We start from the raw sequence: 15,391 nt of genomic DNA, 5'->3' as shown, positions 1-15,391 counted from the left end.
GCTTCCGGTTTTGCCGCCCTTAGCGGCGGCCATCTGTAGCGACATCCTTCGCACAGGAACCGCAAGACCTGTCCTGAACCCATTGCAGCTTTCAGCCGGTTGCGCTTGCGCACGCTCAAGCCAAAGGTGGACTTATGCTCAAGTATCTGAAAATTCTTTATGTTCATGTTTTAATTGCGATCTGTATCGGCATTCTGCTTGGACACTTTTACCCGCAGTTGGCAGTAAAAATGCAGCCGCTGGGGGCCGGCTTCATCAAGCTCATCAAGATGGTCATTGCCCCGCTGATCTTCTGTACTGTTGTTACCGGTATTGCGGGCATGCAGGACCTTAAAGCGGTCGGCAAAATCGGCGGGCTCTCTCTTGTCTATTTCATGACCATGACTACGCTGGCCCTTATAATAGGCATGGTCGTCGTTAATATCGCGCAGCCGGGCGTGGGCATGAATATTGACGTCAACACGTTTGACGCCAGCGCCAAGGGACTCGCCGACCAGTATGCCAGCAAGGCCAAAGATCAGACGCTCGCGGCCTTTTTGATGAATATCATCCCCAGCACCTTTGTTTCTGCCTTTACCAGCGGCGAAATACTCCAGGTTCTGATGATAGCCATCCTTTTCGCCTTTGCCCTGAATTTCAGTGGGGAAAAGGGGCAGTTGGTGCTTGATTTCGTCAAAAGTTTTTCCGAAGCGCTTTTCAAGCTGATCAACATCATCATGCGCGTCGCTCCCGTGGGCGCATTCGGCGCAATGGCCTTCACCATCGGGAAAGAGGGACTCGGCTCTGTCGTCTCCCTGGGTGAGCTGATCCTCTGTTTCTATCTCACCAGCCTTCTTTTCGTCATTCTCGTCCTCGGCGCTGTGGCCACCTATTCCGGCTTCAATATTTTCAAATTCATCCGCTATATCAAAGAGGAACTGCTCATTGTGCTCGGCACGTCTTCCTCAGAATCCGTTTTGCCCAACATGCTCTACAAAATGGAAAAAGCGGGCTGTCAAAAGAGCGTGGTCGATCTTGTCATCCCCACCGGCTATTCCTTCAACCTTGACGGAACGGCCATATACCTGACCATGGCGGCCATATTTCTGGCGCAGGCCACCAACACCGCTCTGACCACAGCCGACCAGCTCACACTGCTCATCATCCTCATCATCTCCTCCAAGGGTGCTGCGGCGGTTACTGGCGGCGGCTTTATCGTACTTGCCGGATCCATAAGCTCCGTAAGCAGCATTCCCCCGGAAAGCCTTGCCATCATCTTCGGCATCGACCGCTTCATGTCCGAGGCGCGCGCGCTGACCAATCTGGTCGGCAACGGCGTGGCCTCCATCACCATTGCCAAAATAACCGGCAAACTTGATCAGGAGCAGCTGCGCCGGGAACTGGACAAAGTCCCCGGACAGACACAGACGATTGTAGACGAAGATATGGGCGAAAGCCCGGCAGCTGTGCGCGAAACAAGCATGACTTCGTAATGCGGCATAACTGTCCTCCGGCAGCAGCCCGGATCTGGCGCAAACACTGCCGCTTTTCGCCAGATCCGGGCGCGCAGGGCTGAAACCGCTTTGCCCGGTAAGCATACGCCGCCAAGCCGGACACGCCGCAACGAAAAAACATACCTGCTTTCCCAGGCTCCCCCCCAAAAAGGCCTCTTCCGCCAGACGGAAGAGGCCTTTTTGGGAAAAGCAGGATTTTCCGGCGCGGGCTGACAGCCTTGCCTGCTGCCGCACCCTTGCCAGAAGCCTGATACCTGCCCTGCGAGCACAGGGCGGCAGCAAGATGCCACTGCCGAGAACACTATAGTATCGATTAATGTAAAAACGTGACTATTGAAATCCAAAAAAATATTACATTAACAATAATCGCATAGCAGCACAGACAATGCATTGCATATTGCAACAGTACATTGACACAATCCATAACAGCGGATACATTTTCAAAAAACACCATACATAACCACTATAGTAAGACCATGACAAACATCACACCATTTCTTGAAAAGGCTGAAAAGTATCACGGTCATATTTGCAGCGGGCAGGTTTTGGGCATCCGTATGGCCCTTATGGCCCTGCAGCTGCTTGGCCTGAAGCCCGAACATGACCTGCGGGATCTTGTTATTTTTCTGGAAACAGACAGGTGCGTGGCTGATGCCGCCTATGTGGTCACAGGCGTGACCCTGGGGCGCAGACGGGTCAAAGTTTATGGTTACGGCAAAACCGCCATGTCTTTTCTGGACCTTAAAAGCGGCAGAGCTGTCAGGGTTTGTGTAACCACCTCCGACCGCCCGCCCCACCATGCCCCCAAACAGGAGCAGATTGCCTTTTGGGAAAAATACACTGACGATGATATTTTTTCATGGCAAGAGGTACATATAGACCTGCCGGAGGGCGAACAGCCCGGCCCGCCTGTTCGCGTATGCTCCTGTGCTGCCTGTGGCGAAGACGTACTGGACTGTAAGGAAATTGTGCAGAACGGCAGGGCTTACTGCCGCGCCTGTGCTCACGGCGCCTACTATCGCCCCCTTGAGGTCCGCCATGACTGACCGCTGGTTTCTGTATGACGCATTGCTTGACTCCGTGCCCGACACTGCTCTGGTCAAGGCATTTACCTACGGCAAACATTGGCTCATGCTGGAGTCAGATAGCGGCGGCATAGGCCTGGCGCAACATTTTCCCCTTGCTCAGGGCATGGCCGATTCCTGCCAGTCGCGCTATGATATCGTGGGCCAGCCTTTGCGCCGGGTGGCAGAGCAGGTAAAGTCGTGGGACTTCAACGCCGCCTCCATCGGCCTTGCCGCCCTGAACGCAGCCAACAACACGCTGGCCCTTGTACAGCAAAGCCCGCTGCGCGCGGCGCTGGACCGCTGCCACGGGAATGCGTTTGATTTTTTCCTTTCGGAGGCAAACGGTAAAAAAGTGGCCGTGATCGGGCATTTTCCCGGCCTTGCGCAGCTGCAGCAGCGCTGTGAGCTTTCGATCCTTGAGCGCCAGCCCCGCCCGGGAGACTTTCCGGATACGGCAGCGGAATATATTTTGCCGCACCAAGACCTTGTTTTTATTACCGGCACCACCTTTATCAACAAAACCATCACCAGGCTGCTGGAATTGACCCCGAAAGCCAGGGTTTGCCTGGTCGGCCCGAGTACTCCAATGAATCCCCTGCTCTTCTCCCACGGGCTAAGCTCCCTTTCGGGCCTGGTTGTGGTTGATGCTGCCGGAGTAGCCGCCGCCCTCAAAGATGACGATTGCGAAGCCATCTTTTCCCGGGGCGGCCAAAAGGTAAATATGGTGGCCGAATCATGCCTGTAACGATGCGTACCTTTGAAAACCTTTGGGTTGACTACCAGCCGGAACGAACCGGCATGGCAGATTTTTGGAACAAACGCGCGCCCTCGTTCAACGATCACGTCCGGCGCGAAGCTTCACGCGAACACCGGCGCCTCCTTGTGGGGCATATCGCCCGCAAGGCGCAGCTTGATCCGTCGGGGGCCGTACTTGATATCGGCTGCGGTCCCGGCAGCCACGCTCTGGAACTGGCCTCGCTGGCGGGAAGCGTGGAGGGCTTCGACATAGCCCCTAAAATGGTAGAACTCGCCAAAGAAAACGCTGCGCGGGACGGTTGCGCCAACGCGCATTTTCAGGTGCTGGACTGGAGCCATGCGGATCTGGACGACCAGGGCTGGAGAAAAAAATTTCAGCTGGTTCTTGCCTCCAGAACCCCGGCAGTCAACGACCGGGCAGCTCTGGAAAAAATGATCGCCGCCTCCTGCGGCTATTGCTGCATGATAAGCCAGGTTGATACCCGCCACTCGGTTCGTGACCACCTGAAGACGCTCGTTGACTGGGATGCGCATAAAGAACGTATAAGCCGCAGTTTTTATTGTGCCTTCAACCTTCTTTGGCTTATGGGCCATTACCCCGAAGTGGAATATATGGACCGGGCATGGGAAAGCGACAGCAGCCTTGAAGAGGCGGAACTGATGTATCTGCGTTACTTTGAAAGTATGGGGCCACTTAGCCCGCAACAAAAAGAAAACCTGACCCGCACACTGGTGAAAATCAGCCGTGACGGCCGCGTGCATGAAAGTGTGCAGACAAAAGTAGCCATCATGTTCTGGGCCGTTTAAAATAAGTTACCGTTGAAATATCTTGTGGGGGATGGACCCTTTTTTAAAACGATCCCGCCCCGGGCCTGAAAACCTTTATTTTTGTTTCAGCCTGTTAGGGCCATTCCTGACCTGAGGCGGGCAGCCCGGCGGCAGCCCCTGACAGGGCGTCTGCCATCCGTCACCAGACGGACCAGATATAAGACGTTGTAAATATTAAGTTGTTCTCCCCCGTGCCTGAAGACCGTCGTCAGCGGATTCCGGCCTGCCAGGCCGCCTCCGCCGCAGCTCTGTCAGCAAAAACATACAGATTCTGGCCTGACCGCAAGGCTTCGGCGTCAACACCTTTTTTTAGCTGTTTTTCCAAAACATCCACCAACGTTCCGTGGTCTTTTTTCGTGGGCAGATCCATATTTCTGGCCATAAAACCGTTAAGAGCCACACGGTACGTCCTGTCCGGCTGCAATGGCTCTCCGTCTGCGAGACGAAAGCCGGCCACATGCAGAGTGCCCTCTCCATCCCGCCAGGCCCTGGCAGTGAGCCCGTAAAACTGCGGCAAGCCACGCCCGCCATGCCCTGCGCCGCGCATGAGTATTCCGGCAATTTGCCTGCCTGTCATATCGGCTGTAACCAGGGTGTCGCCAAAAGGCAAAACATCGTGCAGGTCGCGCAGGCGTACAGGTCCGCCGGGCAATCCCGCGCGTATGCCGCCGGGATTATGCAGGGCAACGGCAGAACCGGTGGCCTTTGCCATGCCCTCGCAAATAAGGCGACCCAAAGGTGTGCTGTCCTTCCTCAATCGCCGGTCACTGAAAACACTGTCATCGGGAGAAGTAAAAAGCACTTCTGCAAAGCCCCAGGCCGCATCAAGCTGGCGTATACGCTCCGCCATGCCCCTGTCCGGCACGACGTCCGCCACATCATCATATGACTTCAGCGCCATGTCACCCCCCTTGCCGTCAAGGGTGATCTCCATGACGTGCTCCAGATAACGCCCGCCGTTGGCATATATTGCCCCGTATTGGCGGCTCGGGGCCACGGCCTGATGACTGTGCCCGTCTGCCACAAAATCCACGTGCGGTACAGCGGCCACATCAGGCCCTGTAATGCGGCCGTCCCTATCGCCCTGTGGTCCCGCATGCCCAAGGTGGCTCAGCACGATGACAATATCTTCCGCCCGGTCATAGGGCGCAAGCGAATGCTTCAGCCGCTCCAGAATGGCTTTTTTGGTGTCTTCTGCCGTAGGTTTAAGGTCAAAATCATAATCTTCAAGCACATGACGCATGCCGGGTTTCACCGCATATGGCGTGATGACGCCAGTGACAATAACGCGCAATCCGTGTTCATTTTCTGATGTTTCGTCATGGATGACCACAGGCTCTGTGAGCATGCCCGGCGTATTCGCCCCCTTGTATGTGAGGTTTTCGGCCACGGCATCAACCTTGCCCGGGCTGTTTTCGCGCACGAGGCGCAGCAGTTCATTGCTGTAGTGCAGGGGGCCTTCGGATGCGGCATAGTCAAAGGCGTGATTTCCCGGCGTAAGTACGCGGTAGCCCACCTGTCCCATAAGCTTTGCCACTGAGCGGCCCTTGTCTTTCTGCGCATAGGCGCTGCCGCTGAAGGCATCTCCTGCATCCAGAATAAAGACGGTATGCCCTTCGGCCCGCGCATCATCGGCCAATGCCTTGAGCCGCGCGTAGCCGATGCGCTTTTTTTCCGGATTGTCAGCTACGTGGCCATGAACATCATTGGTGATAAATATTTTTATGTCCGCCAGGGCCGGAACCGCAGTACAAAACAGCAGAAAAAGAAAAAACAGGGGTCTTGCAAAAAACATGATCACCTCACTACCTCAGGCTGAACTGCACGGGCATGATCACTCGCGCCGGTTCCGGTGGCGCTGCAAAAGGCGCTGCGCTGCGCACCGCCTCAAGGGCGGATTCGTCCAGCAGGGAATGGCCGCTGCTTTTACTGACCGCAACATCCCTGACCCTGCCGTCCTGCTGAATGGTAAATGCTACAGTCACCATACCCTGAATGCCCATACGCTTGGCCTGCGGGTTGTACACCAGATACTGCCTGACGCGTTTTTTGATATATTCGTAATTTCCCTTCAGATATCCGGCGGAGCTTCCAGCCGCGGCAGCGCTGCTTTTTCCGCCTGCGCCGCCTTTTTCTCCGCCCTGACCGCCGCGTCCCCCAGCCGTACCTGCTTGTTCACGGCCCGCGGCCGAGGCTCTTCCGCTCTTTTGCCTCCTGTCATCAAGGGTGCGCCGTGCATGTTCGGGAGCGGCCTTTTCCACGACAGTTCTCTCGGCCTTTCGGTTTTTGGCTTTGGCTTTCTGTTCGTCTTTTATCTTGCGCACGGGAATGGCAGCAGGAACAGGGGGCACCGGCTCTGCCGGGGCGGCAGCAGGCCTTTTCGGATCAATATCCGCGGCATGGACGGTATCCGTGGCGGGAGGAGCAGCGGAAGGTTCAACGGCCCTGTCGGCTGTAGCCGGTGCAGATGCGGATGCGCCGTCAGCAGCATCCGGCGATGAGGCAGAAGATTCCCCACTGCCGGAATCGCCTGGTGGTCCGGGCAGCAGGCTGACCGTAATATATCCCCCCGCACCCTCGCCTTGCCCTATGCCCGCTGCAGGAACGGCCAGAAACCACAAGGCAGCGAGCGCAGCAGTATGCAGAGCCAAAGAAATCAGAAAAAATACCACGTTGCCGGGAAATACCGTTTTCACGCAGACCTGTTCAGTCCTGGCCATACTGAGGGATTTTTCTGCAACGCCGCAACTCTTCATGCTGTGCTCGTCCCGGTCAGGCGCATCCATACTTCAGCCTTGGGCGGCAGTTCATAAAGTTTCCGCACCTGCTCCTCGGTAATGACCGAAGCCACAGGACCATCCGCCACCAGTATGCCGTTTTTCAGAAGTACTGCCCGCCCGCCAAGATAAACGGCCTGCTCCGGATGGTGCGTGGTAAGCAGTATGGCCGGCCCGGAACAGGCCAGTTCACCGATAAGATCAAGTAAATGAAACTGATTGCCATAGTCCAGCCCCGTAACAGGCTCATCCATCACAAGCGCCGCGCAGTCTTGCGCCAGCGCGCGCGCAATCAGTACCATCTGGCGCTGCCCGCCGGAAAGCTCCAGATATGACCTGTCCGCCAGATGGGCCAGGCGCACCTTTTCCAGCGCATCCATAGCCCATTCTCGATCCCTTGCAGAAAAGCGCAGCCAGGGGCTGCGCACCGTGCGGCCCATAAGCACCACATCCAGCACCTGAAAACCGAAAACTCCGGTATGCTGCTGCGGTACATAGGCAAGACTGCGGGCCAGATTACGTCGCCTGATTTTTTCCAGAGGGCAGCCGTCCAGCACAATGCTGCCGGGCGGTGCAGGCAAAAGCCCAAGAAGTGCCCGGAGCAGCGTTGTTTTGCCGCAACCGTTGGGACCAAGCACATTGACCACCTCCCCTCTGCCTACACGCAAGGAAATATTTTTCAGCACCGGCGGGGCACGGTGATAACTGACGGTAAGATTGCGTACTTCTATCATCGCCGTTTCCAGTCGTACCACAGGCTGAAGGCAAAAAGCGGCATGCTGATGAGTGATGTGGCAATGCCCAATGGAAGTTCCACTGTCCAGACAGAACGTATGAGCGTGTCTGTAAGCAGCACAAAAAGCGCGCCGCCCATGGCTGATGCTGTAAGCCCCACCCTGTTGTCCGGCCCGACTATGAAACGCATGACATGCGGAATGACCAGCCCGACCCAGTTGATGACCCCTGCAAGCACCACCGTAAGCGAGCAGACAAGTGTTGCGGCCCCGATAAGGCGCAATTTCATGCCCGTGCTCTGTACTCCCAGTGTACGGGCCTCATCGTCCCCCATAGCAAGAGCGTTTACCGCTTTGCCGTTGAGGCAGATATAGACCAGGCCGGCCAGCATGAGAGGTGCGCTCCAGGCCAGTTGATGCGGCTCCGTGCGGGACAGCGTCCCCATAAGCCAGTACACAAGCTCCGGCAGCTGGCGGTTGGGGTCGGCCACATACTGCACAAGAGAAGTCAGAGCCACAAAAAATGAACTGCTTACAAGGCCGCCCACCACAAGCGCCAAAAAACGCGCCCTGGGGTAGAGCCATGCAAAAAAGAGAGACAGCCCCACGCCCAGCGTGCCGCCCGCGAAGGAAAAAGCCTGTGTCAGCGGCCAGGAAGAAAAAAACACAATACCTATGGCCGCGCCAAATGCAGCTCCGTGCTGCACACCCAGTATGCCCGGCGACACAAGAGGATTCTGAAACATGTTCTGGTATACCGTACCCGAAGCGGACAGGCAGGCCCCCACCAGCAGGGCTGAACCGATACGCGGCAGACGCAGGTCAAAAAACAGAAAAAGGTGCCTGCGCTGCTCGTCATCCAGAGGCCGCCCCGCCCAGGCATCCAGCAGACTGCGGCAAAGATCACCCAGGGGCAGCGGATAGCGGCCCATGGGCAGGGCAAACACAATTGCCGCCAGCAAAAGCAGGGCAAGCACGAGCAGGGTTTTTCTAGAATGTGCCATACGGCTCAAAAAGATCGTTCACCTGGGCGTTATCAAGGTCCAGGTTGAAAAAAAGTTTCATAAAGTGCCTGCTCTCTGCCTTGATGTCCACCGGATAACGATCTGGATGCAGCCTGTTTGCAAGCCACTGCACGCCCAGCAGACGCATATAGGTGGCGGGACGCTCCAGCCAGCTGAACGGGCCGCGCGGAATAAAATACACCCTGCCATCGCGCACAGCAGACAGGGCCGCCCACTTGGCGTCTGTGGGAATACGCCGCATGAGTGCCGGATGAAAAACCAGTATGGCTTCCGGATCATAAGCCATCAACTGCTCAAAGGTTACGCGCAAAAAAGCTTCTTCCGCTCCAGGCGGGCAGTCATGCACGCTTACGGCCCCGGCGGCGGCAAACACCTCTGCCCGCCTGGACTGACGACAGATGGAGGCCAGGCCGTCAGCCTCAAGGGCTACGTAAATCCTTGTCCATTTTTCCCGGGGCAAATCCTTCATGGCGCGAGATACTTTTTCAAGTGCCTCCAATGCATAGGCGGCCAAAGCCGCTCCACGCTCTTCAAGGCCATACGCCCGGCCCATAGCCAGAAAACAGGGGGCCATGTCCGCCAGTCTTGCGCCGGGTACGCTCGTCACCTGCATGCCCAGGCTGGTCAGGGTCTGCTCGATAGGCAGGTGGTCGTGAGCGCCCATAGAAAGGTAAAAGGCTTTTTTGATGCCGCTGGCCAACAGCATTTCCCTGTCGGGGATAAACCCCTGCCCGTACCAGCCGCCCAGAACCGGCAGATTATGGTAGCGGGCAGGGATAAATTTTTTCTCATAATCCCGGAGAGGCGTATTCCAGCCCGCCAGCAGCTCCGGCGCGAAGGCGTACAGAGTGAATGTGGAAGGCGGGGTGGCGCAATAGATGCTGCGTGCGCCCTCTGCGTGTCTTCCGTTTCCGGAAGGTGCGGCCAGATCGGTCGCCGCGTCAGCGCAACACGGCATGGCAAGCAGCACAAGCAGCCCTATGGCAATACATCTCATATGCATATGCACCATCCTTTCGGCGTGCCGCCCGGAAAATGGCCGGGCCAGCGGCAGTGCCCGGCCGGAGTATCCCGCCGTGCAGTATGGGCGGATATATTGCGAATCCCCTTCAACGGCTGCGCCAGACAGTCATTCCGTTTCTGCCTGCGTGGCAAAGCCAGCCAGGAAGCAGGATGCCGACAAGCAGTAATGGAGAGAGGCTTCAGCCGTCACACTCGGAGGCAACGGCTGAAGCAACAGAGGCTCTCCGTCGGTCAGGCCTACAGAAGACAACACCCGAAGAGACGTTCGCCGTGTAGGCGTAAGCGCAGTTTATCTGCGCTTACGCGCCATAACGGGCGTGTCGTAACCTTTGAAAGATACCTGCCCAAAGGTCACCTGCTCTAAAAATTGGCGCTCACGCCCACAAAGAAGTTTCGCCCCTGTTCAGGATAATACGCACTGTATGCATATTCCTGGTCAAAAAGGTTTCTCACGCCCGCTTCCACCGAAAAGTTTTTGGTGATGTCATACACGGCCTTGATGTCCACGGTGGCGAAATTGGGAGACTTTCTGTACGGCCCGTCATCCGCTGAGGTGCTCCAGTAAAAGCCGCTGCTTATATTGACCTGGGGGATAACGGAAAGCCCTTCCACAGGAGAAACAACCGCATAAAGAGTGCTCGTCATTTCAGGAAGTTGGGTGAGCTTTTCGTCATTTGTGCAGTTATCCCAACGCATATAGTTGAACACGCCGCCCGCACTCAGATACTGGTTAATAACGGCCTCTGCTCCGGCTTCAAAACCGTAAAATGTGGCCCTGTTGAGGTTTTCAAAATACATGGCCCCTTTTGGCCCCTTGGACGTAATCATATCATTGACGTCACTGTAGTATACGCTGGTGTTAAGCTTGAGCCAGTCGCCGATAAGGCCCTTGTAGCCAAGCTCATAATGGTAGGCGTGCTCGGGGTTCAGGTCCGGGTTGGCGGGAGTATCGCCGTTTCTGTAATACCTTTCGCGCATGGTGGCGAAACGGGATTTTTTCGCAAAAGTGGCAAAAATTTCATGCCGTTCTGTAAGGTCATAAAACGCGCCTACCTGGTAGTTGAACAGGGTTTTGGTGTCGTCCAGACCATTTTTGTAGGAATGCATGCCCCCGGTGGTATGGTCCCGGCTTTCAAGCGTCATGGGAGTCATAGTGCTAAGGCTTGTGCCAAAAACAAGAGTCAGGCGCTCAACGGGTTTGAGCGTATATTCCGCGCCAAAGTCCCAGTAGCCCTCTGTGATATGCTCATCAAGCTCATCGCCGATGTCGGCCTTTTTCTTTTTTTTGTTCTTGGGCAGGCCGCTATCATCAAACACTGCATAATCATTGTATTCTTTATGGGAAAGAATGCGGTAGCCGACAGAAAGCGCCAGCTTGTTGGCCGTATTGAAAGTATAGTCAAAGGTTAATTGTCCGCCCACTGTATACTGGTCGTATTTTTTATCAGGGTAATCCCTTTTGGTCATGTTGATGTCGGTATAGCTCTCGGATTTGTCCTGATGCCAGTCGTAATACACCACGGCCTTGAGGTGGGCCTGTTTGCTCAGGTTAAAGTTGGCGTTGGTATAAAGGCGACTGGTTTCATACTCCGGCCAGTACCACGAGCGCTGAAAGGGGTGTGTCTGCTTGCCGCTTGCGTCGGCGCGGTACTGGGCTGCATCGAAGGGCTGGCCCTTTTTAAAGCTTTGCCGCATGTAGCCTACCATAATGTCCACATCATCGGTGGGGGTCCAACCGCCGATGATGTTGGCACTCATGTTCTTGTGGTCGGAATTTTTCCGGCGTCCCGTACCCTGCTGCGGCGCGGCGTCAAATCCTTCCGGCAGAGTGAAAAAATCCTGCTTGTCATAAACAAAGGTGCCTTTAAGATAATAGAGGTCTTGTCTCGTGCCTATGCTGGCGGCAACCATCCTGCCCTGATCATGCATCCTGCGATCAAAAAAGTTCATATATTTTGCGGAAAATTCAAATTCTTTTCTGGGCTTGGCGGTACGCAGGTTCACCACACCGGCCAGGTTGTTATTACTTGCAAGCAAAGGCGAACTGTAGCCCTTGGATACATCTACCGACTCAAGACCATAGGTAAGGGTGTTATTGTAGTCCCACTCATTACGATACGCAGTGGCGACAGGTATATCGTCAACATACATACCCACCTGATAACGATTTGAACCGCGAATGCTTATGGTTCCTTCATTACGGCCGGCAGAAGTCTGCAAGTATACGCCCTGTACTCCTCTGAGCGCTTCCCACAGATTGAGGGCCGTTTTTCTTTCCATATCTGTCTGGGTGATGTGGTCGATAGTATTCTTTGGCTCTGTCATCTCAAGCGGCGTCAACAAAACTTCCGTGGCCCCCTCTTCCTGCGCCCATGCGCCACCTGCCTGCAACAGCAGTATCGCGAGCAGGAATAACACGCGCCTACAACTCATATGCCCTCCAGTTATTGAAATAACAGAAAGAAAAACCTGTCCGTATCCAGGCAAAGGACAGTCGCTCCACACGGGACATTCGCGGTCAAATGGAATTTTAATTTCATTTGAGTACATATGATGATTTTAAGGTGCAACTCGGTAGCGGTATTTTTTAAATCGTGAATGAAAAATAATTTTTTCGAACAAACTATATCTAGTTAATATATATCTAATGACTTAGAAATTTTGCACACTATTATTTTCACATGACATATAAAAAAAATATGTCACTACTATCTGTAATACGCATTCAGAACGTACGCATTCGATCTGATGGATCAATGGGTAGAGCCGATTCCAGACAGTTTGCCGCAAACAAGCAATAGGCCACGGTTTACCCGTCTGCACACATGCTGCCCGGGGTGGTTGCTTGGCGGTCACTGGCGGCATCTGTGTCCCTGCGGCCATCCTGTTTTTGCTGGAATACAGGCCCAACGGCGAGGCTTCAAGGAGCATCATGAGCCTGAAACACGAAAAGCAACTTTTACTATCAGAGGATATGCGGCCAGAACACATAGAATTTCAAAACAATCCTGCCTTCCACAACGCACGGGAATAATGTCACTAAAAAAAAATGATTTGTTGACAATTCCTTGCCTCAAGTACGTTGTTTGATATAACACAACGAAATGCCCAACGCGGCTCATGAGAGTAGCATGACAATAACCGCGCCGTGTTTTTCAGGCGGCCTGCCCCGGGGCTTCCCGTTGCCGCAAAAAAAAGCGCGCCCGCTGTTTTTGCCTGTATGGGCCGCAGGCTGTTCCGGCTGTAAACGCCGCGTTACAGCAATCTTTAAGAAAGAACGCAGGCAAGCGCTGCCTGGCGGCAAACGGCAGCCTCAATCCGGCACTGGTCCGAAAACAGCAACATCATAATGGAGAGAATATGAACTATTCTGATATACTTATTCCGGTTGACGGCTCTGAAGATGCAAAGGCCGCCTGCCGTGTTGCTGCCCAGTTGACGGCAGCCATTCCCGGCAGGGAAACACTCCATCTTCTGCACTGCATTGCGCCGATTCCCAGTCTGATCGGGGGAGAACAGCGCGAAAAGCTCAAGCAGGAACACGAGAAAGATGCCGAAGCCCTTTTTGAAAGCATCCGCGCCGAACTGGGTGAAGTGGATTGCGACATAAAGACCTACATCCGGTATGGCGAAACTGCAGAAGCCATTGTGGATGCAGCCAAGGAACTTGACTGCACCATGATAATCATGGGTACACGCGGGGTCAGCGAAATAAAGAGCATCGTCCTGGGCAGTGTGAGCCACCATGTGCTGCGCCATGCTTCCATTCCGGTACTGCTCGTTAACAAAAATCATTCTGCACGGTAACGCGGCTGGCCGGGGCAGCCCGCCGGAAACCCGGCTTTCGGCACATACCTGCTGCCAGGGCAGCCCCGCGTTCCGGCAGGGTAGTGAAAGGGATAAACTGTTTTTGACTGTTGCTTACGGATATTTGCATATCCGGCAGGCTGAAGCCCATACGTTTTGGGCAACCAGGCTGTATGGCAGCATAAGGCATGACGCATTCTTAGACTTCTGGAGTAATTATGCTGAGACACTTAACCTCCTTTGCCGCGCTTTCCGTACTGCTTCTTCTTCCCGCGACAGTTTTTGCCGCTCAGGGGCACCCCACGGTTCCCGGCGCAGAACTATCCGTCTACTGGGCAGCGCCTTTTGCGTGCATGCTGCTTTCCATCGCTGTGATGCCCCTTTTCGCGCCACATTTCTGGGAACATAATTTCGGCAAGATATCCATATTCTGGGCTTTGGCCTTTCTTGTTCCCTGTGCGCTCACATTTGGCTTTTCCGTAGCCCTGTATGAACTTTTGCATATCATACTGCTGGACTATGTACCCTTTATCATTTTACTTTTTGCTCTCTTTACCGTGGCAGGAGGTGTGCGCCTGAAAGGTTCGCTCACCGGCACCCCACTGGTAAACACAGGTCTGCTGGCTGTGGGAACCGTGCTTGCCAGCTGGATGGGAACCACCGGCGCTGCCATGCTGCTCATCCGTCCGCTTTTGCGGGCCAATGCCCATCGCCGGCATAAAACCCACAGCGTGGTCTTTTTCATCTTTCTTGTAGCCAACATTGGCGGCTCCCTTACCCCGCTGGGCGATCCCCCGTTGTTTCTGGGTTTTCTGAAGGGTGTGAGCTTCTTCTGGACCACAACCAACCTGTTCTTTAAAACCCTGCTGCTCTCGGTTATCCTGCTGCTTATCTATGTGGCTCTTGATTCCTGGCTTTACGCCAAGGAAGGCAAGCCGGTTCCGCCTTCTGACGACAAAAATTCCACGGAAAAACTGGGCCTTGACGGTAAAATCAACCTGCTCTTCCTGTTGGGCGTGGTGCTGGCGGTGCTGGCTTCTGGTCTTTGGCCCATGGGAGTTCTGGTGGAGCTGTACGGAGTACCCATTGAGGGACAGAACCTGCTGCGCGACGTGCTGCTGCTGTGCATTGCCGGGCTTTCCCTGCGCTTCACCGACCAGACCTGCCGCAAGCTTAACGATTTTTCCTGGGCACCCATTGCAGAGGTGGCCAAGATTTTCCTTGGCATCTTTATCAGCATGATTCCGGCCATCGCCATTCTGAAGGCCGGAACAGACGGTGCACTTTCAGGACTTATCCAGCTTGTGTCCAGCGACGGACAGCCGAACAACGCCATGTACTTCTGGCTTACGGGTCTGCTGTCGAGCTTTCTGGACAATGCGCCCACCTACGTGGTGTTCTTTAATACCGCCGGCGGCGATGCCGCGCACCTTATGTATGACATTCCGGCGACGCTGGCTGCCATTTCAGCAGGCGCAGTCTTTATGGGGGCCAACACCTACATCGGCAACGCGCCCAACTTTATGGTCCGGGCTATCGCCGAAAACCAAGGTGTGCGCATGCCCAGCTTTTTCGGCTACATGGCGTGGTCGGCGGGTATACTGATTCCCCTGTTCTTCTTGCTGACCTGGCTGTTTTTCTAAAAAACACCGTGCACCTGCACCCGGTCGCGCTTGCCTCTGGCAAGCCGCAACCGGAACATAAAGAATGACAAATCAGGGCGGGGAACGATGCGTTCCCCGCCCTGATTTTTTACTCTGTTCCTTTCCGACCGGACCCTACCCGGCACTTTCCGGTTTCTGCCCGCAGCCAGGCGGCAGACAAAAAATCCAAGCGCCCCAAATTTTTTTCCGCCCGACATGGTTCTGCCTGCCTGAATAT

Annotated in this window: 12 protein-coding genes; 6 read left to right on the top strand and 6 right to left on the bottom strand. The window is 54.9% G+C overall.

Annotated features, from left to right (window positions below):
* The first annotated feature begins 134 nt into the window (after positions 1-134).
* The 4 genes from ACZ495_RS02895 (at position 135) to ACZ495_RS02880 (ending at position 4,123) form a co-directional block, all read left to right on the top strand.
* The gene (locus ACZ495_RS02895) at positions 135-1,472 is read left to right on the top strand and encodes a dicarboxylate/amino acid:cation symporter (protein ID WP_464262570.1); all 1,338 of its coding nucleotides are present in this window, start codon (positions 135-137) and stop codon (positions 1,470-1,472) included.
* Positions 1,473-1,969: 497 nt separating this feature from the next.
* On the top strand, positions 1,970-2,539 hold the full coding sequence (locus ACZ495_RS02890) for an FmdE family protein (protein WP_012625134.1): 570 nt from the start codon (positions 1,970-1,972) through the stop codon (positions 2,537-2,539).
* Positions 2,532-3,305 (top strand): DUF364 domain-containing protein, encoded by a 774-nt coding sequence (locus ACZ495_RS02885; RefSeq protein WP_072312546.1) that lies wholly within the window; start codon positions 2,532-2,534, stop codon positions 3,303-3,305. The genes ACZ495_RS02890 and ACZ495_RS02885 overlap by 8 nt, the downstream gene beginning before the upstream one ends.
* Positions 3,296-4,123 (top strand): class I SAM-dependent DNA methyltransferase, encoded by an 828-nt coding sequence (locus ACZ495_RS02880; protein WP_083577997.1) that lies wholly within the window; start codon positions 3,296-3,298, stop codon positions 4,121-4,123. The genes ACZ495_RS02885 and ACZ495_RS02880 overlap by 10 nt, the downstream gene beginning before the upstream one ends.
* Before the next feature lie 229 nt (positions 4,124-4,352).
* Here the strand turns inward: ACZ495_RS02880 and ACZ495_RS02875 are convergent, their stop codons facing one another.
* The 6 genes from ACZ495_RS02875 to ACZ495_RS02850 all read right to left on the bottom strand — a co-directional run bounded on the left by ACZ495_RS02875 (position 4,353) and on the right by ACZ495_RS02850 (position 12,136).
* Positions 4,353-5,939 (bottom strand): bifunctional metallophosphatase/5'-nucleotidase, encoded by a 1,587-nt coding sequence (locus tag ACZ495_RS02875; protein ID WP_464262569.1) that lies wholly within the window; start codon positions 5,937-5,939, stop codon positions 4,353-4,355.
* A 10-nt stretch (positions 5,940-5,949) separates the two neighbouring features.
* Positions 5,950-6,930, bottom strand: a complete 981-nt coding sequence (locus ACZ495_RS02870; protein ID WP_464262568.1) for an energy transducer TonB — start codon at positions 6,928-6,930, stop codon at positions 5,950-5,952.
* Positions 6,897-7,655, bottom strand: a complete 759-nt coding sequence (locus tag ACZ495_RS02865) for an ABC transporter ATP-binding protein (protein ID WP_394027338.1) — start codon at positions 7,653-7,655, stop codon at positions 6,897-6,899. The genes ACZ495_RS02870 and ACZ495_RS02865 overlap by 34 nt, the downstream gene beginning before the upstream one ends.
* Positions 7,652-8,659, bottom strand: a complete 1,008-nt coding sequence (locus ACZ495_RS02860) for a FecCD family ABC transporter permease (protein WP_012625140.1) — start codon at positions 8,657-8,659, stop codon at positions 7,652-7,654. Before ACZ495_RS02860 ends, ACZ495_RS02865 begins: the two co-directional genes overlap by 4 nt.
* Positions 8,646-9,683: a TroA family protein gene (locus ACZ495_RS02855; protein WP_012625141.1), complete on the bottom strand. Its 1,038-nt coding sequence runs from the start codon at positions 9,681-9,683 to the stop codon at positions 8,646-8,648. Before ACZ495_RS02855 ends, ACZ495_RS02860 begins: the two co-directional genes overlap by 14 nt.
* Positions 9,684-10,063: 380 nt before the next feature.
* Positions 10,064-12,136: a TonB-dependent receptor gene (locus ACZ495_RS02850; RefSeq protein WP_464262567.1), complete on the bottom strand. Its 2,073-nt coding sequence runs from the start codon at positions 12,134-12,136 to the stop codon at positions 10,064-10,066.
* 927 nt (positions 12,137-13,063) lie between these two features.
* Between ACZ495_RS02850 and ACZ495_RS02845 the strand changes: the two genes are divergently transcribed.
* A complete protein-coding gene (locus ACZ495_RS02845) occupies positions 13,064-13,510 on the top strand; it encodes a universal stress protein (protein ID WP_407844253.1) in 447 nt (148 codons plus the stop codon).
* A gap of 218 nt (positions 13,511-13,728) precedes the next feature.
* Entirely contained in the window at positions 13,729-15,153 is a 1,425-nt protein-coding gene (locus ACZ495_RS02840) for a sodium:proton antiporter (RefSeq protein ID WP_012625144.1), read from the top strand.
* Positions 15,154-15,391: the final 238 nt, after the last annotated feature.

It is taken from the genome of Desulfovibrio sp. GTC20076, assembly GCF_055385905.1.
The sequence above is the reverse complement of the archived record's forward strand: the minus strand, read 5'-3'. Positions and strand labels throughout refer to the sequence as shown.